This window comes from Streptomyces sp. LN549, from assembly GCF_043203805.1.
Classification (GTDB): domain Bacteria; phylum Actinomycetota; class Actinomycetes; order Streptomycetales; family Streptomycetaceae; genus Streptomyces.
Map to the genome: position 1 here is coordinate 1,351,979 of NZ_JAZHRI010000002.1, position 22,906 is coordinate 1,374,884.

15 protein-coding genes and 1 pseudogene are annotated in these 22,906 nt (G+C 70.2%); 9 read left to right on the forward strand and 7 right to left on the reverse strand.

The annotated features are described in order from the left end of the window. The first annotated feature begins 110 nt into the window (after positions 1-110). Positions 111-2,455, forward strand: a pseudogene (locus SH922_RS06020) (chitinase C-terminal domain-containing protein). 454 nt (positions 2,456-2,909) lie between these two features. On the opposite strand, the gene SH922_RS06025 reads toward SH922_RS06020, so the two are convergent. Continuing rightward, positions 2,910-4,088 carry an ROK family protein gene (locus tag SH922_RS06025; RefSeq protein ID WP_393055493.1) on the reverse strand — a complete coding sequence of 393 codons (1,179 nt, stop codon included), beginning with the start codon at positions 4,086-4,088 and terminating at the stop codon, positions 2,910-2,912. Between the two features lie 150 nt (positions 4,089-4,238). Here SH922_RS06025 and SH922_RS06030 point away from each other — a divergent pair, with 150 nt between their 5' ends. The 3 genes from SH922_RS06030 (at position 4,239) to SH922_RS06040 (ending at position 8,076) form a co-directional block, all read left to right on the forward strand. Continuing rightward, positions 4,239-5,471, forward strand: coding sequence for an MFS transporter (locus SH922_RS06030; protein ID WP_393055496.1), 1,233 nt, complete (start codon positions 4,239-4,241; stop codon positions 5,469-5,471). 141 nt (positions 5,472-5,612) lie between these two features. Continuing rightward, positions 5,613-7,004 (forward strand): uracil-xanthine permease family protein, encoded by a 1,392-nt coding sequence (locus tag SH922_RS06035; RefSeq protein ID WP_393055499.1) that lies wholly within the window; start codon positions 5,613-5,615, stop codon positions 7,002-7,004. Positions 7,005-7,167: 163 nt separating this feature from the next. Beyond that, entirely contained in the window at positions 7,168-8,076 is a 909-nt protein-coding gene (locus tag SH922_RS06040) for a UTP--glucose-1-phosphate uridylyltransferase (protein WP_393055502.1), read from the forward strand. A 155-nt stretch (positions 8,077-8,231) separates the two neighbouring features. Here the strand turns inward: SH922_RS06040 and SH922_RS06045 are convergent, their stop codons facing one another. The 6 genes from SH922_RS06045 to SH922_RS06070 all read right to left on the reverse strand — a co-directional run bounded on the left by SH922_RS06045 (position 8,232) and on the right by SH922_RS06070 (position 15,774). Beyond that, the gene (locus tag SH922_RS06045) at positions 8,232-9,164 is read right to left on the reverse strand and encodes a GNAT family N-acetyltransferase (protein WP_393055505.1); all 933 of its coding nucleotides are present in this window, start codon (positions 9,162-9,164) and stop codon (positions 8,232-8,234) included. Further along, positions 9,161-11,308: a peptidase C14 gene (locus SH922_RS06050; protein ID WP_393055508.1), complete on the reverse strand. Its 2,148-nt coding sequence runs from the start codon at positions 11,306-11,308 to the stop codon at positions 9,161-9,163. Before SH922_RS06050 ends, SH922_RS06045 begins: the two co-directional genes overlap by 4 nt. 77 nt (positions 11,309-11,385) lie before the next feature. After that, positions 11,386-12,225: an SDR family NAD(P)-dependent oxidoreductase gene (locus SH922_RS06055; protein WP_393055511.1), complete on the reverse strand. Its 840-nt coding sequence runs from the start codon at positions 12,223-12,225 to the stop codon at positions 11,386-11,388. Positions 12,226-12,374: 149 nt separating this feature from the next. Then, positions 12,375-13,220 carry an amidohydrolase family protein gene (locus SH922_RS06060; RefSeq protein WP_393055514.1) on the reverse strand — a complete coding sequence of 282 codons (846 nt, stop codon included), beginning with the start codon at positions 13,218-13,220 and terminating at the stop codon, positions 12,375-12,377. Beyond that, positions 13,217-14,404, reverse strand: a complete 1,188-nt coding sequence (locus SH922_RS06065) for a mandelate racemase/muconate lactonizing enzyme family protein (protein WP_393055517.1) — start codon at positions 14,402-14,404, stop codon at positions 13,217-13,219. The genes SH922_RS06060 and SH922_RS06065 overlap by 4 nt, the downstream gene beginning before the upstream one ends. Continuing rightward, complete coding sequence (locus tag SH922_RS06070) at positions 14,404-15,774, reverse strand: aspartate aminotransferase family protein (protein ID WP_393055520.1); 1,371 nt, start codon at positions 15,772-15,774, stop codon at positions 14,404-14,406. The genes SH922_RS06065 and SH922_RS06070 overlap by 1 nt, the downstream gene beginning before the upstream one ends. 310 nt (positions 15,775-16,084) lie before the next feature. On the opposite strand from SH922_RS06070, the gene SH922_RS06075 reads away from it, so the two are divergent. The 5 genes from SH922_RS06075 (at position 16,085) to SH922_RS06095 (ending at position 22,905) form a co-directional block, all read left to right on the forward strand. Continuing rightward, complete coding sequence (locus SH922_RS06075) at positions 16,085-16,942, forward strand: IclR family transcriptional regulator (protein WP_393055523.1); 858 nt, start codon at positions 16,085-16,087, stop codon at positions 16,940-16,942. Positions 16,943-17,151: 209 nt separating this feature from the next. Further along, positions 17,152-19,299 (forward strand): peptidase C14, encoded by a 2,148-nt coding sequence (locus SH922_RS06080; RefSeq protein ID WP_393055526.1) that lies wholly within the window; start codon positions 17,152-17,154, stop codon positions 19,297-19,299. Positions 19,300-19,341: 42 nt separating this feature from the next. Then, positions 19,342-20,598 carry a Gfo/Idh/MocA family protein gene (locus SH922_RS06085; protein ID WP_393055529.1) on the forward strand — a complete coding sequence of 419 codons (1,257 nt, stop codon included), beginning with the start codon at positions 19,342-19,344 and terminating at the stop codon, positions 20,596-20,598. Between the two features lie 41 nt (positions 20,599-20,639). Beyond that, the gene (locus tag SH922_RS06090; RefSeq protein ID WP_393055532.1) at positions 20,640-21,893 is read left to right on the forward strand and encodes an ABC transporter substrate-binding protein; all 1,254 of its coding nucleotides are present in this window, start codon (positions 20,640-20,642) and stop codon (positions 21,891-21,893) included. A 106-nt stretch (positions 21,894-21,999) separates the two neighbouring features. Continuing rightward, the gene (locus SH922_RS06095; RefSeq protein WP_393055535.1) at positions 22,000-22,905 is read left to right on the forward strand and encodes a carbohydrate ABC transporter permease; all 906 of its coding nucleotides are present in this window, start codon (positions 22,000-22,002) and stop codon (positions 22,903-22,905) included. Position 22,906 lies beyond the last annotated feature (1 nt).

Consider the following 22,906-nt stretch of genomic DNA (forward strand, 5'->3'; position numbering starts at 1 on the left):
CTCTGCGTCACCTCCGAGGAACGGTTCCGCGGTGTGCGCACACCCGGGAACCAACACGACCCACCCCCTTGCCAGTTGTGTTCTGCCGACCTCCCCAGGAGGAACCGAACGTGCTGTCCCCCACCCGCGCGAGAGCCACGCTGCTCGCAGCCGGCGCCAGTGTCGCCGCACTGCTGATCGGCTCGCTCTCCGCAACCGTGTCGCACGCCGCCGACCAGGAGTCCTGTCGCCCCGACGGGCTCTACGAGACACCCGGCGTGGCCGTCCCGTACTGCTCCGTGTACGACTCCGAGGGTCGCGAGAAGATGGGCGCCGACCACCCTCGGCGGGTCATCGGCTACTTCACCAACTGGCGGACCGGCAAGGACGGCAAGCCCGCCTACCTCGCCTCCGACATCCCCTGGGACAAGGTCACCCACCTCAACTACGCGTTCGCCCACGTCGACGGCGCCAACAGGATCTCGGTCGGCGGTGACGGTCCGGACAACGCCTCGACCGGCATGACGTGGCCGGGAGTCGCCGGTGCAGAAATGGACCCGGATCTTCCCTACAAGGGCCATTTCAACCTGCTCAACAAGTTCAAGAAGCAGTATCCGAACGTGAAGACGATGGTGTCGGTGGGCGGCTGGGCCGAGACCGGCGGCTACTTCGACGACAGCGGCAAACGGGTGGACTCCGGCGGCTTCTACTCGATGGCGACCAACGCCGACGGCTCGGTCAACCAGGCCGGGATCAACACCTTCGCCGACTCGACGGTCGACTTCATCAAGAAGTACGGCTTCAACGGCGTCGACATCGACTACGAGTACCCGACCACCATGAAGGACGCCGGCAACCCGCTGGACTGGGCCCTGTCCAATGCCCGCCGGGCCGGTCTGGTCAAGAGCTACGCCGCGCTGATGAAGACCCTGCGCGAGAAGCTCGACCGGGCGTCCGCCGCCGACGGCAAGCACTACCTCCTCAGCGTCGCCGCACCCTCGTCCGGCTACCTGCTGCGCGGGATGGAGACCTTCCAGGTCCAGAAGTACCTGGACTACGTCAACATCATGTCGTACGACCTGCACGGCGCCTGGAACGAGTACGTCGGCCCGAACGCCGCACTGTTCGACGACGGCAAGGACGCCGAACTCGCCCAGGCGAGCGTCTACTCGACGTCGCAGTACGGCGGAACCGGTTACCTCAACACCGACTGGGCCTACCACTACTTCCGCGGTTCGATGCCGTCCGGACGGATCAACATCGGGCTGCCGTACTACAGCCGCGGCTTCAAGAACGTGCAGGGTGGCACCAACGGACTCTGGGGCAGGGCGGCCTCCACCGACTGCCCGGCCGGTGCGGGTCTGACCAAGTGTGGGGACGGTGCCGTCGGCATCGACAACCTCTGGCACGACCAGGACACCGACGGCAAGGAGGCGCCGGCCGGCTCCAACCCCATGTGGCATGCGAAGAACCTGGAGAAGGGCGTGGTCGGCGACTACGTCACGGACTACGGATTCCCCGCGGACACGAAACTGACCGGCACCTACGTCCGCAACTACGACTCCACACTCGTCGCGCCCTGGCTGTGGAACGCGGAGAAGAAGGTGTTCCTCTCCACCGAGGACGAGCAGTCGGTGAAGGCCAAGGCGGACTACGTGGCCGACAAGGGCATCGGCGGCACGATGATCTGGGAGCTCGCGGGCGACTACGGCTGGAACGCCGCGAAGGGCCAGTACGAGCCGGGCTCCACCCTCACCTCGACGATGTACGACACCTTCAAGTCGGCCGCGCCGTACGGGGCCAAGCGCTCCACCATCGACCTGCCGGCCCAGGCGCTGGACATCGACGTGTCCTTCGACCAGTTCCCGCTGGGTGACTCCAACTACCCGATCAGCCCCAAGCTGAAGATCACCAACAACACGAAGGCGACACTGCCCGGCGGCACGGAGTTCCAGTTCGACTACGCGACCTCTGCGCCGGCCAACGCCAAGGACCAGTCCGGCTTCGGCACCACGATCGTGCGCAGCGACCACACCGCCGCCAACAACATCGGCGGGCTGAAGGGCGACTACAACCGCGTATCGCTGAAGCTGCCGGCCTGGCAGACGCTGGCGCCCGGCGCCTCGGTGCAGGTCGACTTCACGTACTACCTGCCGACGTCCACGCCCTCGAACTGGACGGTGACCTTCGGCGGGCAGTCCTACGCACTGGCCGCCGACCTGGCGCGCGGTACGACGGTCGTCGAGCCCGGCACGGGCGGTACGCCGTCGCCCGACCCGACCGGCACGGGCGGGCCGAGCCCGACCCGACCGGCGGCACGTGCGCCGCGGCGGCGTGGAGCGCGTCGGCCGAGTACGGCGCGGGCGCGACGGTCAGTCACGGTTCGCACCAGTGGAAGGCCAAGTGGTGGACGAAGGGCGACACACCTGGATCCACCGGCGAATGGGGTGTCTGGCAGGACCTCGGGGCCTGCTGACGCGGTAATCGGGGTGCGGGGTTCCGTCCTCAATCGCCGGACGGGCTGGGGTGCGGGTCCTCCGCCGGGGGCGCCCTGTCCGGTGGGTGGGGGTGTGGCCCCTCCGGGGCGTCTCCTCAGAAATGGCGTGTGCACCCGGGACCGCGAGGGACCCGGGTCGTGCGCCATTTCCTGCGGGGACTCCCCTGCACGGCCCCACCCTGCATCAGTCGCGTCTGCACACCGGCCATACGACTGCCGCAGACGCACGGCGGCCGGGTCCGGGGCCGTGCAGGGGAGTCCCCGCAGGACGACGAACAGACACCCGGGCCGCTTCACGTACCCGCAGAACGTTCGTCGTCCGAGGAGACACCCCGGAGGGGCCCCGGACCCCCACCCACCGGGTAGCGGCGAACCCCCGCGGAGACACCCGCACCAGTCAAGCCCGTCCGGTGATTGAGGACGGAACCCCGCCTCACACCACCGGGGTGAACAGCGCGTCCTGAGCCGCCTCGCGGGCGGTGAGCAGCGCGCCGCGCAGGACCGCGGTACCGCCGAGCAGGCCGGCCCTGACCTCGGTGCGCAGCGGGGACATCATGGCCAGCCGTTCCTCGACGCGTGCGGCCAGCGCGTCGCCGCCCGCATGACCGACCTCGCCCGCCAGCAGGACACAACCCGGGTCGAGGACCGAGGCGACCGCGGCGACACCGAGGGCGAGACGGTCCGCGAGGGTGTCGAGGAAGGTTTCGCTGTCGCCCTGCCCCGCAAAGGCCGCGCGCACGGCGACCGCGGCACCGGGCTCCTGTCCCGCAGCCGGTGCGGTGATGCCGTGGGCGGCGGCCAGCTCGCAGAGCGGCGCCGAGCCCACCAGGGAGTGGAAGCCGCCGTCGCAGTTCACGGCCGAGGGGATCCCGATCGTGCCGGGGACCGGCAGGAAGCCGATCTCGCCCGCACCGCCCGAGGCGCCTCGGCGCAGCTTCCCGTCCAGCATCACGGCCGCCCCGACGCCGTGGCCGAGCCAGAGCAGGACGAAGGTGTCGTGGTCGCGGGCGGCTCCGACGCGGTGTTCGGCGACGGCGGCGAGGTTGGTCTCGTTCTCCACGAGCACGGTCGCGGGCAGGCGCTGTTGGAGCGCCCGGACCAGTCGGCGGTGCCAGGCGGGCAGTCCTGTGGTGTCCCTCAGCTCTCCGGTGACCGGGTCGATCAGGCCGGGGGCTCCGATGCCGACGCTGTGGAGCGGCGCCGTGCCGGCCGTGCGCGCCGTGCGTTCCAGCAGGGCGACGGCCTGTTCGACGGCGTCATCGGCCGGGGTGTCGCTGCCGATCGGCAGAGTCGCCTCGGCGAGGGTCACACCCAGCAGGTCGGCGACGACCACGGCGACGCTGTCCGTACGTACGTCGAGGCCGGCCAGATGGGCGCGGTCGGCGACGATGCCGTAGAGCCGGGCGTTGGGGCCGCGGCGGTCGGCTCCCGCCTCTCCGACCACCCGGATCAGTCCCGCGCCCTGCAGTCGTTCGACGAGGTCGGCGACGGTGGGCCGGGAGAGCCCGGTCAGGGTCTTCAACTGCGTGGCCGTCAGCGGGCCGTCCTGCTGGAGGAGGCGCAGGGCGAGCCGGTCGTTGATGGCCCGGGCGGTGCTCGGTGATGCGGGCATGCCGGGATCCTTCCAGATCACTGCCGTAGTACCGGCAGTCTATTTATCAGGCAGGGTTCCTGATAGTTTACTGCCCGCATCGTGGAGAAGGGCGCCGGGGAGCGCCGCGAACCACGCGGACAGAGCATTTCCAGGGGAGGGCACAGCGGTATGACGACGGATTCGACGGTTACGGTCTTCGGAACACATGAGGTGAAGCGGGCCAGGTACGCCGTCGCCGCGGTCTTCACCGTGCACGGCGCGGTGACCGGCAGTTTCGCCACCCGGGTGCCCTGGATCCAGGATCACGCCGGGGTCAGCGCCGGGCAGCTCGGTATCGCCCTGGCCTTCCCGGCGATCGGCGCCTCGCTCGCGATGCCGCTCGCCGGTGCCGTCAGCCACCGCTTCGGCGCCAGAACCGCATTGCGCGGGCTGCTGGCCCTGTGGACGCTGGCCCTGATCCTGCCCGCCCTGGCCCCCAACCTGCTGACGCTGTGTGCGGCGCTCTTCGTGTACGGGGCGTCGGCCGGCATGTCCGACGTGGCGATGAACGCGCTCGGTGTCGAGGTGGAGAACCGCCTCGACAAGTCGATCATGTCCGGGCTGCACGGGATGTGGAGCGTCGGCGCCCTGATCGGGTCGGCTGCGGGCACGGTGGCCGCCCATGTGGGGGCCGACGCGCGACTGCACCACACGATCGTCGCACTCGTCCTGACGACCCTGGGCCTGATCGCCTGTCAGCGCGTGCTGGACCTGCGCAGCGAACCGGACGAGGAACCGCCGCCGCGCTTCGCCCTGCCGCCGAAGTCGGCCCTGATCATCGGCGCGGTCGGCTTCTGCGCGGTGTTCGCCGAAGGGGCGAGCCTGGACTGGTCGGCGGTCTACCTCCGCGACGTGCTGGACAGTTCGGCCGGACTGGCGGCCGCGTCGACGACCGCGTTCGCCCTGACCATGGCGATCGCCCGGATCGCCGGCGACCGGATCGTCGACCGCTTCGGCGCGGTACGGACCGTACGGACCGGCGGTGTTCTCGCGACGGTCGGCGGGGTCATGGTGGTCGCCGCCCCGAACGCGGCCCTGGCGATGTCCGGTTTCGGACTGATGGGGCTCGGCATCGCCGTGGTCGTCCCGCTCGCCTTCGCGGCGGCCGGGCGCAGCGGCCCGAACCCGAGCCAGGCGATCGCGGGCGTCGCGACGATCACGTACACCTCGGGACTCATCGCCCCGTCGGCCATCGGATCCCTGGCCGAGGCCACCTCGCTGGTCGTCTCGTTCGGCGTGGTGTCGGTGCTGGCGTTCGGACTGGTGCTCGGCGCCGGAGTGCTGCGGGCCGGGGACCGCAAGGCCACGACGCCCTCGGACACCGGGGCTCCGAGCGCGGCACCGGCCGGGCCGCGCCCCTGACCTGCGCGGCCACCACCGGTGCGCCCGGAGCCCGGTCGAGAAAGCAACTCCGGTCCGGCACTACCATGGCTCTGATCATTTCCGCGGTGGCACGTGCCCGACGAGGCACTCGGACTCCGCACCTACACACAGGGAGCAACCATGGGCGGCCTCGGCGTGCGCTGGACCTTGCACGGCGACGGGAAGACGCCCGCACCGGGCGCAGTGGTGCGCCCCGACGAGCGGCTCTCCTGGCCCCGGACGTTCGGGCTCGGCGCCCAGCACGTGGTCGCGATGTTCGGCGCGTCGTTCGTGGCCCCGGTGCTCATGGGCCTGGACCCGAACCTGGCGATCATGATGTCGGGTGTCGCGACGGCCATCTTCCTGTTGGCCACGCGCGGCCAGGTGCCCAGCTACCTGGGCTGTTCGCTCTCCTTCGTCGGCGTCGCCGCGACGATCCGGGCCAGTGGCGGCAGCAGTGCGGTCGTCACCGGCGCGGTCTTCGTCGTCGGGGCCGTGCTCTTCCTCGCCGGCCTCGCGGTGCAGCGGTTCGGCGCACGGATCATCCACGCGGCCATGCCGCCGGTGGTGACGGGCGCGGTCGTCATGCTCATCGGGTTCAATCTGGCTCCGGTGACCGCGTCGACGTACTGGCCACAGGACCAGTGGACCGCTCTGCTGGTCATGCTGTTCACCGGGCTGGCCGTGGTCTGTCTGCGCGGCTTCTTCTCCCGTATCGCGATCTTCCTCGGTCTCGTCTTCGGCTACGTCCTGTCCTGGGTCCTGGACCGCGTCTTCGGGAAGATCCACTCGCCCGCGGGCGGGGCGGAAGCCGTGGACCACTGGCGGCTGGACCTCTCGGGTGTGGGGAAGGCCGACTGGATCGGGCTGCCGTCGTTCCACGCCCCGAGTTTCGAATGGTCCGCGATCCTGGTCGCGCTGCCCGTCGTCATCGCGCTGATCGCCGAGAACGCCGGCCATGTGAAGGCGGTCGGCGAGATGACCGGTCGCTCCCTGGACGGCAAGCTGGGCACCGCGATCGCCGCGGACGGCGCCGCCTCGATGCTGTCGACCGCTGTGGGCGGCCCGCCGAACACCACGTACTCCGAGAACATCGGGGTCATGGCCGCGACCCGGGTGTACTCCACCGCCGCCTACTGGGCCGCTGCCTGCTTCGCCCTGCTGTTCGGACTGTGCCCGAAGTTCGGCGCGGTCGTCGCTGCCATTCCTGGCGGGGTGCTCGGCGGCATCACCGTCATCCTCTACGGCATGATCGGCCTGCTCGGCGCCCAGATCTGGCTCAACGCCAAGGTCGATCTGCGCAATCCGCTGAACCTGGTGCCGGCCGCCGCGGGCATCATCATCGGGGTCGGCGGGGTCAGTCTGAAGATCTCCGACAACTTCGAGCTCAGCGGGATCGCCCTGGGCACCATCGTCGTGATCACCGGCTACCACGTGCTGCGGGCCTTTGCCCCGGCCCACCTCAAGACCGAGGAACCGCTGCTGGATTCGGGGACCTCTTCGTACGACGAGTCCGGGCCCCCCGAGCGCTGAGGGTGTCCCGGCCCAGGAGTTACGCCACGGTGGGGCCCGGCGGTACATACGGCGAACAGCGGCCGAACGCCAACGGCAGACGGTGGGTTCATGCGGACCGGCTGATAGCGTCGACGACCGCGGTGCCCGGCGCGGCGCTGCGCCGGGCTATCGGAAGGCACCCATGTCCACCACGATCCGCAGGGCGGTCATCCCCGCCGCCGGCCTCGGCTCCCGCCTCCTTCCTCTGACGAAGGCAACGCCGAAGGAGATGCTGCCGGTCGGTGACAAGCCGGTGATCGAACACACCGTGCGCGAACTCGTGGCCTCGGGCATCACGGACATCACCATCGTCATCTCGGGCGGCAAGGGACTGATCCAGGACCACTTCCGGCCCAACCCCGCACTGGTCGCCCAACTCCGCGCCGACGGCAAGTCCGGCTATGCGGACGCCGTGGAGGAGGTCGGTGAGCTGTCCAGGCTCGGGCACATCACCTACCTCGACCAGCACGGCCCGTACGGCAACGGAACCCCCGTCCTCAACGCGGCACGGAACATCGGCGACGAACCGATACTGGTCCTGTGGCCCGACGACGTCTTCGTCGCGGAGACGCCGCGGGCGCAGCAGCTGATCCGGGCGTACGAAGCAACCAGGTGCCCGGTCCTCGCCCTGATGCCGATGAACCCCGTCGACTCCCGGCGCTACGGCGTGCCCGTCGTCAAGGAGGACATGGGCGACGGTCTCCTGCGCATCACCGGCCTCGTCGAGAAGCCGAAGCCGTCGGACGCCCCCTCCGCGTACGCCGCCATCGGTGGCTACGTCGTCACCCCGGGCATCATCGACGAGCTGCGCCGGCAGACGGAGCACTGGTACGAGCACCGCACCGGCGAGGTCTACCTGACCGACGCGATCAACGTCTACGCACACACCCGCGCCATGTACGGCCAGGTCATCCAGGGGCAGTGGTACGACACCGGCAACCCGCTGGCCTACCTCACGGCCCAGTTCGCCTCGGCACTCGCCGACCCGGAGTACGGGCCCCATCTGCGCAGGCTCGCCCAGGAACTCGGCGACGGCGCACCCGCCGGCTGACACCGGGGAACGGCCCGCGGCAGCCGCATCCTTCCAGCGGCCCGACACCGTCGTCCGGATCGAGCTGCGGGACGAGGGACCGGCCTGACGGTGATCACCGCTCCTGTCACGGTGGCCGGCGTCGCGGTGACGGGCGCGGGCAGCCGTGGCAGAGCTCAGAAACAGTCGCCGTACCAGTGCACCGCGCCGGGCGCCGTGACGGTGGCCCGCACGGACTCGGCCGTTGCGTGCAACGGCCTTGCCATCCCCACGTGTTCCGTCACCTGCCGGGCATCCGCCAGCAGGGCGGGCAGCGCGGCCGCCGCCTCCGGGGCACCGGGCGTCCGGACCCGGGCCCGGGTCAGCCCCGCCGCCCGGCCGCGCGAACCGACCGCGGCCAGCAGGGTCTCCAGGCTTCCGGCCGCGCCCGCGAACTCGCGCACCTCCACGCAGTCCCCCGCGTGCTGCGCCACGATCCAGCCGACGAGCGCCCCGGAGCCGGGGTCCACCGCCACGAGCGGCCGCTCGGCCGGGCCGTACCAGGCGGGCACGCGGACCGCCCAGTCCTCGGGCGCCCGCAGCGAGCTGAGCGGCCGGCTCGCGTTGTACGCGTGGTGCAGCGCGGCCACCTCCACGGCGTCCTGTGCCGTGGCCTCACGGACCGGGAAGGCACCCGGAGCGGGTGAGGGGGCGAGGGTCCCCTCGGTGTGCTCGCTCGCGAACTCCTGCCAGCCCGAGCTCCGGTACACACCGGGCGTGCCGGTGAACAGCAGCGACCACGCGCACTGTTCGGCGGTCATCGTGCGCTCCGCCGCCGCCAGCAGGCGTCGGATCAGCCCCTGGCCCCGGGCCTCGGGGCGGGTGGCGACGCTGCCGATGCCGCCGACGCGCTGCGGGGTGCCGGCCGCGTCACGGATCAGCCGCGGCACATAGACGACGACCGCGTCGATCCCGCCGCCCGCGGCGTTCTGCGCGACGAACGTGTGCCGGTGGCGGTCCGGGTCGAGGGCGTGCAGGGCCGCGATGTGCGGGGCCTCGAAGCACCGCTGCCACAGCGCGGCCAGGGCGGGATCGTCCGCGGGGGTCGCGGTCCGGATCAGGGCGGTCACAGAACGAGGTTCCCTTCCGTGCGCACCGAGTCGCCGTCCGCGGGCATCGCACTGCGACGCGTGCCGTCCTCCACGCACGCGGTGTGCAGGACCGAGCCGAGGGCGTCCGGGGCGAGGTGGAGTGCGCCGCCGGTGAAGCGGCTGCCGGTGGCCGCGTAGTGGTTCGTGCCGTCGGCGATGCGCACATGGGCGGTGTCCGGTCCGGCGGCCGTGCTGCTGAGCGCGGTGATGTCCCAGGTCACCTTCCCGGGCCCGGAGGCACGGCCCAGCAGCGCCCCGGCCTTGTTGCTCCCGGTGAGGCGGGTGCCACCGGTGACGGTGATCCGCTGGTCGCGCACGGCACTGAGTTCGAAGCCGGTGTTCTCGTAGCGGCCGCCGTCGATCCGCAGATCCGCCGATCCGACGGAGAGCGGGGCCGCGTTCTCAGCGCCGGTGACCGTGCAGTCGGTGAAGTGGACCGGGCCCGCACCTCGCAGGATCGCACCGTCCACTCCCTCGAACGTGCAGCGCACGAAGTGGACGGGCGCGGTGACCGGGGTCTGGACGAGGACGGAGCCGGCGGGCAGGGCGAAGGAGCAGTCACTGATGGTCGTCGGACGCGTGGAGCGGGCGGAGCGCTGCGCGACGGCGAAGGTCTTCGCGGTGCAGCCGCGTACCTGGGCCCCGTCTGCGTTCACGGTGAGGGTGCCGGCCTGGTCGAAGGTGGGGCGCGCGATCACCGTGATGTCCTCGAGGGTCAGATCCGTGATCTTCGTGTTGGCGGTGAACCAGGAGCACACGTGTCTGCGTACGGTGATCCGCTTGGCGGAGATGCCCCACTGGGCCCCGGAGTTGGCGATGTCCATCAGCCCGGAATTGCCGTCGAAGAGCAGGTCGTGCTCGTACTGGCCATGGGTGGTGAAGGGGTTGCCGCCGGCGTCGTCGCCGTCGCCGTGACAGTTCACGACGGTGCAGTAGGCGGAGGCGGTCAGGTCGTTGAGGTGGCGCACATTGCTGGTCGTGCAGTCGGCGACCCGCCCGTACAGGCAGTAGATCTGCTGGGTGAGGTAGCCCGCGCCGCCGTACTCGACCGTGGGCGGGTTCTTCAGCGAGCAGTCCTCGGTACGGAAGCGGGTGCACCAGCGGCGCATGATGACCGGCCAGAAGGTGCCGGTGGCGTGGATACCGGAGACGTCGCAGCCGACGGCGTACTCGAAGCTGACGGGGTGGGATCCGGTGTACTCGTCGGGTCCGGCGCCCTCGAAGAGCATGTTGCGGATGTGGGTGTTGCGGACGGGCTCGATCCGGGTCCAGGTGAGGTTGCGGCCGGCGGCGAGCTCCCAGCCGTTGAGGTAGCCGATCCGGACGTGGCCGGCGTCGACGATCTCGGTGATCTCGACCAGTTTCTGGAGCTCGCGCTCGTCACCGCCGCCGCCGGCGACCGGGTCGACCTGTACGGCCCACCACTGGCCGACCGAGAACGCCTTGGCGTCGGGCACCGGGAAGGTGTCGGTGAGTTCGATGACGTTGGCGGAGAGCGCGTGTCTGACGGTGGTGTCGGTGACGGTGCCGCGGAAGGAGAGGACGGCGCCGAAGGGGTTGTCGTGGGTGTTCTTCTCGATGCCCGTGGTGCGGATGTGGTGTCCGCCGAAGTCGAGTTCGATGTTCGAGCGGTCGAAGAGGTGCCGCTTGCTGAAGAGGAGGTCGGTGTGGGCCTCGATGCGGTGGACGCTGTGGTCGTTGACCATGGCGTCGAGGGCGGCGTCGGCGGGGGTGGTGGCGTCGAAGTGGCCGAAGGTGCGGAAGTCGAGGGTTCCGGTGTGGAGCTGGTGCCAGCGTCCGGTCTTCGCGCTGTTGGGGGCGATGACGGTGCCGCCGTTGTGGGCGGTGGTGGACTTCTTGTTCCAGCGCAGGGCCATGGTGCCGCCGTCGCCGGGGGCGTTGTATCCGGCGAGGATGACCTGGGTGCCGTCGGTGAGGGGCTTGGTGTTCAGTGCGCGCAGCGCGGCGACCGTGTCCAGGTGCAGGACGTCACCGGCACGGGCGGGTGCGGCCTGCGCCGTACCGGTGGCCACGGCCGTACCGGCCATGACCAGACCGGCCAGACCCGAAGCCCGCAGCACGGAACGACGGGACGAAGCAGAGGGCGAAGCATGAACGGACATGACGGAGGTGCTCCTCGCGTTGTCGATGCGTGCTCGATGGGAACCGGCCACCGGTGGGGCGCGGTCGGATGGAGCGGTCAGATCGTGTTGCGGTACGGCGGCATGAAGCGCATCCGCGGCATCTGGTCGGCCAGCACTCCCCCGTCGACGACGAGCCGTGTCCCGGTGAGGTACGCACCGGCGTCCGAGGCGAGCAGCAGCAGTGCGCCGACGCATTCGTCGGGCTGCGCGTACCTGCCGAGCGGAATGCGCTCGCGGTACGCGGACTCGAAGGCCTCCCGGTCGAAGGGGAACTCACCGTCGATGGGGGTCTCGACCATGCCGGGGGCGAGGGTGTTGGCCGTGATGCCGTGCGGGGCCAGCTCGACCGCCAGGGTCTCGGTGAGCAGTTGGGCGGCGGCCTTGGAGGCGTTGTAGTGGGCCAGGCCGGCCTCCGCCACGAGGGCGTTCTTCGAGGTGATGGTGATGATGCGGCCGGCGACGGAGTCGGCCGTCATGTGTTCGGCGATCCGCTGGCTGAGGAAGAACACCGCGTCGACGTTGACCCGCATGATGTGTGACCAGCTGGCCGGGGTGATCTCGTTGAAGCGTTCCAGGGCCGCCGTGCCCGCGTTGTTGACCAGGATGTGCAGCGGCCCGGCCTCGGCGCGCACGGTGTCGACGAAGGCGGGCAGTGCGTCGATGTCCGCGAGGTCCTGTCCGTGGACACAGCAGCGTCGGCCGAGTGCCTCGACGGCCGCGGCGGTATCGGCGACGCCCTCGGCACCGGGCAGGTCGACCAGGACCAGATCGGCGCCCGCCTCGGCGAGGCCGACGGCGAAGGACCGGCCGAGGCCCCGGGCGGCACCGGTGACGACCGCGGTGCGGCCGGTCAGGTCGAAGCGGTCGGTGCCGCGGGGCGGGACGGCTGCGGTCATGACGGGGTTCCTTCGGACGGGGAGGGACGAGAGGTGGGCCGCCGCGCCGGGACACAACAGGGGGAGCGCGGCGGCCCGGCTGCGGACCGGCACCAGGTACCGGGGGGGTGACCCGGGTGCCGGCCCGCAGGCTGTGGGGAACGGCCCGGTCAGCCGTTCAGGCCCAGCAGATCGAGCGAGGGCCGGTGGATGATCTCCTCGATCGCGTCCGCGTCGAGCGGCGGCAGCCCGGGGATGCCGGGAATGCGGGCGATCTCCCGCAGCCCCTTCACCGAGTCGTCGACCGTCGTGAACGGGTAGTCGCTGCCGAACAGCACCTTGTGGAAGACCCCGTAGTCCTGGACCAGCCGGAGGCTGTGCCAGAGCTGGAAGGGCCGGTAGTGCAGGGCGCTGAGGTCGGCGTACACGTGCGGGTGCTTGCGGATGACCGCGATGCACTCGCCCTCGAAGGGGTGACCGAGGTGGGCGAGGACCATCCGCAGTTCCGGGTGGCGGATGGCGACGGCGTCCAGGTGCCGGGGCATCGCCCACTCCAGCGGTGCGCTGGAGACGAACGTCGTGCCCGTGTGCACCAGGAGCGGCAGCCCGTGCCGTTCGGCGTACGTGTACAGCTCGTCGTACTCCTCGGCCGCCGGGTCGAAGCCCGCGTACATCGGCATCAGTTTGATGCCGCGCAGGCCCAGCTCCTGGTGGCCGTAACGCAGTTCCTCCTGCCAGCCGGGCTGGGTGGGGTCGAGCGCCAGGTAGCCGATGAGCCGGTCGGGGTGTTCTCCGACGTACGCGGCCACGGCGGCGTCGTCGACCCACAGACCACTGCGCCGGGCCTTGCCGCCGACGACGATCGTGCGGGTGGACTCGGGTGCGGTGGCAGCGTAGTCCTCCCACTTCACCGTGAGGTCGACCTCGCCCGCGTGGGCACGGGCGGAGTCGGAGCTGAACGGGTCGGTGAAGTCGTGGCTGTGCCGGAAGAGATGGGAGTGGACGTCGACGATCATGTGCGGTTCCGCTTCTCCCAGCCGTCGGCGAACATGTTCCAGAAGCGGTGACTGGGCGGGTGTTCCTCGAAGACCTCGTCGACGAGTTCGACGCCGAGCCCCGGGGCGGTCGGCAGGCCGATGCGGCCGTCCTTCATCGGAAGGGTGCCCTTGAGGGCGTCGAAGACGAACGGCTCCAGGAGCCCGTCGAAGGTCTCGAGGATCTTGAAGTTGGGGATTCCGAGCGCCGCGTGCACCGAGACGGTGGTGCAGAGCGGCGAGTTGGAGTTGTGCGGGGCCACGAGCATGCCGTGCGTGTCGGCGATCGCGGCGAGCTTGCGGACCTCGGTGAAGCCGCCGGCCATGGAGAGGTCGGGCTGGATGATGTCGACGGCGTTCGTCGCGAAGAGCTGTTTGTACTCGTAGCGGTTGTGGAAGTGCTCGCCGCCGGAGATCGGGAACGTGGCGCGCTGCCGCAGTTCCGCGTACCGCTCGATGTGGGTCCAGGGCATCGGCTCCTCGAACCAGCCGATGTCGAAGGGCTCCAGCTCCCGCACGAGACGGGCGGCGGTCGGCATGGCGAACCGGGCGTGACCCTCGATGAACAGGTCGGTGTCCGGTCCGATGGCCTCCCGGACGGCGGCGACGAGATCGATGGAGCGGCGCAGTTCGGCCCGCTCCAGCTCGTGCAGGCCGGGGCCGAAGGGGTCGAACTTGAGGGCGGTGTAGCCCTTGGCCACGGTCTCCTTCGCCTTGGCTGCGAAGGTCTCGGGCTCGCGTTCCCCGGTGTACCAGCCATTGGCGTACACCCGGACGTCGTCGCGGCAGGCACCGCCGGTCAGCCGGTAGGCGGGGACGCCGAGCGCCTTGCCCATCAGGTCGTACATCGCCTGGTCGAGGCCGGACAGCGCGATGCCGCCCATGTCGCCGCCGCGCAGGAAGTCGCCCTGGTAGACGCGGAGCCAGAGCTCCTCGATGTCGAAGGGGTCGGCGCCGATCAGGTGGCGCTGTGCCAGGGCCTCGGTGAGGGCGCAGACCTCGCGCACCCGGTACGGGTGGGTGATCTCGCCGATGCCCGTCAGGCCCTCGTCGGTGTGGACGCGGACGTAGCCGAAGTCGCGCCAGGAGGTGCCGAGCATCAGGGTCTCGACGCGGGTGATCCGTCCGGCGGGGCCGGCGGGGCGGGTGCGGTTGACGGTCAGCATCAGCGGGTCGCTCCACCCATGGTCGAGGTGTTCTCCAGGTCGCGGGCGCCGCCGTCGGCGAGGACTGCCTTGACCGCGGCCTCGGTGCCCTCGATCAGACGGTCCACGTCGGCGTCGGTGTGGGCGTAGCTGATGTGGCTGCGCTTGAGGTTGAGCGGAAGCTCGAACAGGCCGTGGTCCAGGAGCTTTCGGCGGTAGCCGACGAACATCGAGGCGTGGTTGTTCAGCAGGTCCGCGTACGTACGGGGAGCCTCGCCCGGCATGAAGTAGCTGACGAAGACGGAGCCGTAGCCGGTGACGACCGCGGGGACGCCGAGCCGCTCGTACAGTCCGGTCAGTTCGGTGCGGACCCGGTCGCCGAGCCGGAAGACGTGGTCGTGGACCGGCTCCTCGCGGAGCTTGCGCAGCGTGGCGAGGGCGGCGGCGACGACGGACGGGTGACCGTTGTACGTGCCGGCGAAGAAGGCGGGGGCGCCGGGGCGGGTGGAGAAGAGGTCCATCAGGTCGGCACGGCCGCCGATCGCGCCGACGGGGGCGCCGTTGGCGATGGCCTTGCCGAGGGTGGTGAGGTCGGGGGTGACGCCGGAGATCTTCTGCCAGCCGCCGATGTCGTGGCGGAAGCCGGTGATGACCTCGTCGAAGACCAGGACGCTGCCCGCCTTCGTGGTCTCCTCGCGCAGGGTGGTGAGGAACTCCTGGTACGGCAGGAGCGCGCCGACGTTGTGCGGAACGGGTTCGACGATGACGGCGGCGATGTCCGGGCCGTGTTCGGCGAAGGTGCGGCGGACGGCCTCGCTGTCGTTGAACGGCAGGACGAGGGTGGCTTCGAGGACCTCGGGGAGGATGCCGGCCGAGATCGGGTCGTGTCCCCCGACCTTGGACGGGTCGGAGATGACGTTGAGGCTGACCGCGTCGTGCCAGCCGTGGTAGCACCCCTGGAACTTGACGACCAGGCGGCGGCCGGTGGCGGCGCGGGAGACGCGCAGCGCGTGGAACGTGGCCTCGCTGCCGGTGCTGGTGAGCAGCACCTTCTCGATCGAGGGGATCAGCTCGGTGAGCTGTTCGGCGAGGAGTACTTCGCCCTCGGTGACGCCGACGCCCATGTGGCCCAGCGTCGCGCCGGCTTCGGCGGTGGCGCGGGCCACGTCGGGGTCGTTGTGGCCGAGCAGCGGGGGGCCGAACGCCGAGTGGAAGTCGGTGTACTCGCGTCCGTCGGCGGTACGGAACCGTGCGCCGTGGGTCCCGGTGACGACCAGGTCGGTCAGTCCGGGAACGCTGCGCTGACCGCTGTTCACGCCGCCGGGTACGACCTGGCGGGCGCGCTCGGCGAGTCGGGCTCCGGATTCGTTGCCTACCGGGCCTGAACTCATGGTGCTTGCTCCTTGCGTCGAGAGTCGTCGGTTTTCGCGGGCCCTGCCCGGCCCGTGAGTCCCTGGCGCCATCCGCCCGGCAGTCGCCGCAGGAAGAAGGTGATCCGTGGTGCTCGGTGGTGCGTTTCGCATTTTCAGAACACTGTTCTGTAGAGCAGAACAGTGCCTGGATATTACGTCCGGGCCGAATGGCGGTCAACCCCTTCAGGGAGCTTCAAGCCCCGCGTATCGGGCTCTCTTTGCCACGGAAGTGCCGCGAAAGTGCCACAGAGGCACCTAGGCGACCCCGCAGGCACTAGGCTGTTCTGCTATGACGAACAGTGCTGCCCCAGAAGAGCCGAAGTACTGGGTCAAGAGCGTGGCCAGGGCAGCGGACATCCTCGAAGCGCTCGCCGCCCCATCCCAGGGGAACGGCCTGAGCGTCACCGAGGTGGGCCAGGCCTGCTCCATCTCCAAGAGCGCCGCCTTCGGCATGCTCCAGACCCTGCGCGCCTACGGCCTCGTCTCGGACGACGGCGAGGGCATGAACCGCCGCTACCGGCTGGGCATGAGCCTGGCCCGGCTCGGCGACCGGGCGAGGTCCCAGGTCTCGCTGCGCGGGGTCGCCCATCCCGTCCTGCGCGACCTCACCCGGGCCACCGGCATGGCGTCCCGGCTCGCCGTGCCCGAGGACGGCCACGCGGTCGTGGTCGACCAGGTCGAGCTCGACCAGCGCGTCCGGCTCGATCTGCGGATGGGCCAGCGGGAGCTGCCGCACTGCACGGGTCTGGGCAAGGCGCTGCTGTCCGCCGTCCCGCAGAGTGACGCCGCCGCCGTGATCGAACGGTTCGGGCTGCCCCGGCGCACCTCCCGCACCATCACCGACCCGGCGACGTTCCTGTCCCATCTGCGCGATATCGCCCGGGTCGGCTACGCCCTGGACGACGAGGAGGACGCCGAGGGCATCATCTGCATCGGCGCCCCGGTCTTCGACGACCGTTCGGTGTGTGCGGGGGCCGTCTCCATCACCGGTCTCAAACTGGGCCTGCCGGCCTGGCGCTATCAGGAGCTGGGCGGCCAGGTGCGGGACGCGGCCCGCCGGATCAGCGTCTCGCTGGGCTGGGTCGACGACCCCGACGCCGCCACTGCGGACACGGACACGTCTCATTCCGACGGAATCAGGTCTTGACCAATCGGCGTAACCGGCCGTATGTTCCCTGCCAACTGAGGTGACTTTCACCGGTCACCGCCGGTTTACCCCTCCCGGTCCGCTTCCGGCGCCTGCCCACCGCGTCGTGAACACCCAACGGCCGGACCCTTTTTCAGCCATCCGCCTCATGGCAGTCCACCGCAGGAACGCTCCCTCCCTCGTCGCACTTCTCGGAAGGCGAAGTCCGCATGAGCGTTCCGCACCACCACACCTCTGCTTCGTCCCGTCGTTCCGTGCTGCGGGCTTCGGGTCTGGCCGGTCTGGTCATGGCCGGTACGGCCGTGGCCACCGGTACGGCGCAGGCCGCACCCGCCCGTGCCGGTGACGTCCTGCACCTGGACACGGTCGGCGCACTGCGCGCACTGAACACCAAGCCCCTCACCGACGGCACCCAGGCCATCCTCGCCGGATACAACGCCCCCGGCGACGGCGGCACCATGGCCCTGCGCTGGAACAAGAAGTCCACCACCGCCCACAACGGCGGCACCATCATCGCCCCCAACAGCGCGAAGGCCGGACGCTGGCACCAGCTCCACACCGGAACCCTCGACTTCCGCACCTTCGGCCACTTCGACGCCACCACCCCCGCCGACGCCGCCCTCGACGCCATGGTCAACGACCACAGCGTCCACCGCATCGAGGCCCACACCGACCTCCTCTTCACCAAGCGGCACCTCTTCGACCGCTCGAACATCGAACTCGACTTCGGCGGCCACCACATCCGCACCACGGGCATCGAGAAGAACACCCACGACAACCCCTTCGGCGCCGTCCTCTCCTTCCGCGGCACCGTCACCGACACCACCGTCGAACACACCCTGAGCGCGGCGATGCCGGACCTCTCGGACCTGTTCGAGGTCGGTGACTCCTCGAAGTTCTCCGTCGGCCAGTGGTGGGCCGTGGAGATCAACGCGCTGGCGGGGAAGTACGAGAAGGAGATCCAGCGCCTCGTCCAGGTCACCGATGTCGTCGACGAGACGCACATCCGGGTCAACTACCAGATCGGCTGGGACCTGGCGGCCGGCCGCACCCTGACCTGGACCCGCGTCGAGCCCGTCGACCGCGCCCACGTCCGCAACATGGTCTTCGAGGGCTGGGGCGAGGACGAGATGACCGGCTCGCACCCGGTCGCCTACGAGTACGCGGTGCGCTGTGACGTCTCCGGCATCGAGGCCGTCGGCACCTTCTGGCCGGTGGTGATGCGCCGCTGGTGCACGTACTACCGCACCGAGCAGTGCTCGCTGACCAACCCGAAGTCCGTCACCTACGGCGGCGCGGGCTACCTCACGCAGCAGATCTACTGTCTGTACGGGCACGTGGAGGACTGTCACACCTCCAACGCCCGTCACCTCAACGACTTCACGGCCTCGGCCTACTGCTACGTCACCAACTGCCATGGCGACGGTGACGACGAGGGGCCGTTCGTCACGCACGGCCAGTTCGAGCACGACCTCGTCTACACCGGCAACTCCGGCCTGATGACGTTCGCCAACTCGGGTGCGGCCTGGGGCGGCAGGGCCAAGCGGATCACCGTACGGCGGCACGCCTGCTCCTGGTTCGTCGCCCGCGTCAAGATCACCGATCTGACGCTGGAGGACGTCCTGGTCATCGGGAAGCCGTCCCTGGCCGGCTCCGGGATGCTCTGGGTCAACGCGGACGGGGTGCAGATGCGGGGCTGTACGGCCACCGGTCCGCTGATCGTCTCCCGGGCCTCGGATCTCTCCGCCCGTCCCAACGTCATCGCCGACTCCTCCTTCGCCTTCGCGGCGGGCGCGGAGATCACCCAGGCAGGCGTCACCGCCCCTCTCACCCTCCAGCGCACCACGCTGAAGGGCGTCGACGGCGCCGTGTTCAACGGCACCGGGCCGCTCGTCCTCGACCAGTGCACGCTGACCGGGTCCAAGGACACCGCCCCCGTCTCGCTCGCCCACGCCGACATCACCGTGCTCGGTGGCGAACTCCGGGACAGCGGAATGAAGTTGACGGCAGCCAAGGACCAACGCCTCCGCATCGACGGAACGCGGCTGTCCGGTACCAACAAGGACGGCGCCCTGCTCGCACGTACCGGCTCCGGCCGGACCGTCGACTGGCAGCTCACCGGCCTCGACTCGACCGCACCCAAGGGCACCGCCCATGTGCTGCTCACCGAGGGCACCAACCGCTACCGGGCCACCGGCTCCACCTTCACCGGTGGCCGACTCGAACTACGGCCCGCGGCCTTCGGCGGCGCCGGCCATCTGCTGCACACCGGCTGTGTCGAGGACGGCACCGAGCGCACCGCACTGCCGGAGGAGGGCGACCGCGTCGCCCACACCGCGGCCACGCTGCGCTTCTGACCACCCCTCCCGTCGAGTACCACCGAGCACCAGGGATTCCCCGTGTCCACGCATACCCCGATCACCGGCCGGCCCGTACGGGTCGCCCTCGTCGGCGCCGGCAACCGCGGTCTGACGTACGCCGAGTGGATCAAGGCGCACCCCGAGCGCGCCGAACTCGTCGCCGTCGCCGATCCGCGCCCCGCGGCGCGGGCCGCCGCCGGTGCGCCCGTCGAGTTCGACGACTGGCGGCCGCTCGTCGACCACCGCATCGCCGACGCCGTCATCGTCGCCACCCAGGACCGCTTCCATGTGGAGCCGGTGCTGGCCCTGGCCGAGGCCGGCTACGCGATCCTCGCCGAGAAGCCCCTCGCCCCGACCGAGGAGGAGACCCGCCGGATCGTGGAGGGGGTGGAGCGGGCCGGGGTCCTGTTCGCGGTGTGCCACGTCATGCGGTACACCCCGTACACCGACCTGGTGAAGGAGGTCGTGGACTCCGGTGTGCTGGGGCAGCTGGTCTCGATCGACCATCTGGAGCCGGTCGGCTGGTGGCACTACGCCCACAGTTACGTACGCGGTCCCTGGCGCAGCGAGAAGGACTCGTCGCCGATGCTGCTCGCCAAGTCCTGCCACGACCTGGACTGGATCACGTACATCATGGGCGGCCGGATCGAGCAGGTCACCGGCTTCGGCGGGCTGAAGCACTTCCGGCCCGAGAACGCCCCGGCGGGGTCCGCGGACCGCTGCCTGGACTGCGCGGTGGAGTCCGGCTGCCCGTACAGCGCGCTGAAGCTGTACATGCCGACGCTGCGCGAGAAGGGCGCGGTCTGGCCGGTCACCCACGTCACCGAGGCGACCGACGAGGCCGGTCTCGTACAGGCGCTGCGCGAGGGCCCGTACGGGGTCTGCGCGTACCGCAGCGACAACGACGTGGTCGACCACCAGGTCCTCGCCATGCAGCTGTCGGACGGGGTGACCGCGACCTTCCAGATGGTGGCGTTCACCGAACAGACCCACCGCCAGACCCGGATCTTCGGCTCGCACGGCTGGCTCGTCGGCGACGGCGAGCGCGTCACCGTGCAGGACTTCCGGACCGGTGAGTCCAGCGTGCACGAACTCGGCACGTCCGGTTCGAACGCGGCCGACGGGCACGGCGGCGGGGACGCCGCGCTCGTCGAGGCGTTCGTCACCGCCGTCGCCACCGGTGACTCCGGGGCCGTCCGCTCCGGCCCCGCCACCTCGCTCGGCAGTCATCTCGCGGCGTTCGCCGCCGAACGTGCCCGGCACACCGGCACCGTCCAGACGGTCCCGGCGCAGTGACTCCCCCGCTTCCCACCCTCACGTCCTCGGAGGACCACCTCATGTCCCGTCTTCTCACCCGTCGTTCCAGAGTCCGCGCCCTCGCCGCCCCCGTCGTGGCGACCGCGCTCGCCGCCGGTGTGCTCGCCGGCTGTTCCAGCAACGACGACGGCAACACCGTCACCATGTGGACCTACCCGGTCATCTTCGACGAGGCCAAGAACAAGGAGTACTGGGACGGCCTGGTCAAGGCCTTCGAGAAGGAGCACTCGGGCGTCAAGGTGAAGGTGGAGACCTTCCCCTGGGCCAACCGCGACACCGCGCTGGCCACCGCGATCGCCTCCGGCAAGGGCCCGGACGCGGTCTACCTGATCCCTGACCAGCTGCCGAAGTACGCGAAGAACATCGTCTCGGCCGACGAGTACATGCCGGCCGACGCCAAGTCCGACTACACGGACTTCGCGCTGAAGTCCGTCACCGTCGAGGGCAAGGCGCTCGCCACTCCGATCCTGACCAGCGCCAACCCGCTGATCTGCGACAAGCGCGTGTTCGACGCCATCGGGGAGAAGAGCTACCCGGCGAGCTGGGCGGACCTGGAGGCGCTGGCACCGAAGCTGAAGAAGAAGGGCTATTACGCCACCAGCTACAGCGGCGACACCCAGCAGACGCTGAACATGACGTTCTACCCGCTGCTGTGGCAGGCCGGCGGCGACGTCTTCTCCGAGGACGGCAAGAACGTCACCTTCAACGACGCGGCCGGCGTCAAGGCGCTGACGTACCTGAAGAAGCTGGTCGACGGCGGCTACACCGACAAGGACCTGGTCACGACCACGCCCAAGCTGGAGCAGACCCCGACCGCCAAGGGCAAGGTGGCCTGCACCTGGCAGAACACCCCGGCGGACGTCGAGCCCTTCTGGGGCAAGGAGAACATCGTCGTCCAGCCGCCGCTGAAGGAGACCGCTTCGGTCGGCTACGGCACGGTGGGCGCGCTGTCCATGCTGAAGGGCGCCGACAAGAAGAACACCGGCGACTGGCTGAACTTCGTCGCCGAGTCGAAGAACACGGCCGGTCTGCAGAAGGCCGCGGGCTTCTTCCCGGCCCGTAAGTCCGGCGGCGACCTGTACCCCGACGACGCGCTCCAGACCGCCGTCGGCGCCACTCTGCCGAGCATGAACGTGGGCCCGCTGCAGGACAAGGCCCGTGAGGTCCAGGGCCTGCTCGCGCCGGAGATCCAGGCGGCGCTGCTCGGCAAGAAGAGCCCGCAGGACGCACTGGACGCCGCGCAGAAGGCCGCGCAGGCGATGCTCGGCCGCTGACACCCGTCGCGGGGCCGGGGTCCGCGCCGCATCCGGACCCCGGCCCCGCGCCCCCTGGGGCACTCCCCCAACGCCCGTAATTCCCCCGTACCGCAAGGAGATCCCCGTGGCAGTCGTCGCGGAACCCACCCGCCGGGGCCGTCGCAGCGGGCCGCAGGCGCGCCGCGAGGCCCGGATCGGCCTGCTCTTCGTCCTTCCGTGCTTCCTGCTGTTCCTCGCATTCCGGTTCGGTCCGGGTGTCGCCGGTGTGCTGATGAGCTTCACCGACTACTCCCTCACCGGCGGCGGCAGCTTCATCGGGCTCGACAACTTCACCCGCCTGTGGGACGACCCGCTGTTCTGGCAGGCACTGAAGGTCACCGTCCTCTACACGGTGCTCGCCGTGCCGGGCACGCTCATCGCGTCGGTGTCCCTGGCGCTGATCACCCGGCGCGCCTTCCGGGGCGCCAAGTTCTTCCGGTCGGTGTTCTTCCTGCCGGTCGTCACCTCGCTGGTGCTGGCCGCCACCGTCTTCGTGTGGATCTTCTCGACCGGCGGCCCCTGGTCCACCCTGATGGGCTGGTTGGGGATGTCCGAGGGCTCCTGGCTCTCCGACGACGTGCTGGTGCTGCCCGCGCTCGCGATCGTCGGCGTCTGGTCCCGCTTCGGATACGGGATGCTCATCCTGCTCGCCCGGATGCAGGACATCCCGCGGGAGCTGGAGGAGGCCGCCCTCACCGACGGGGCCGGCCCGTGGCAGCGGTTCCGGTACATCGTGCTGCCGCAGCTCAAGCCCGCCCTGTTCTTCCTCGCGGTCATCGAGACGACGGCCTCGTTCCAGGTCTTCGACGCCGTGTACACGATGACCGGCGGCGGCCCCGCCAACTCCAGTTACACGCTCGTCTTCCAGCTCTACGACGCGGGCTTCAAGTACTTCGACCTGGGTTACGCCTCCGCCATCGGGGTCGCGCTCTTCGTGCTGACCGTGGTGGTCGCGGTGATCCAGCGGCTCGTGATCGGGAAGGACCAGTGAC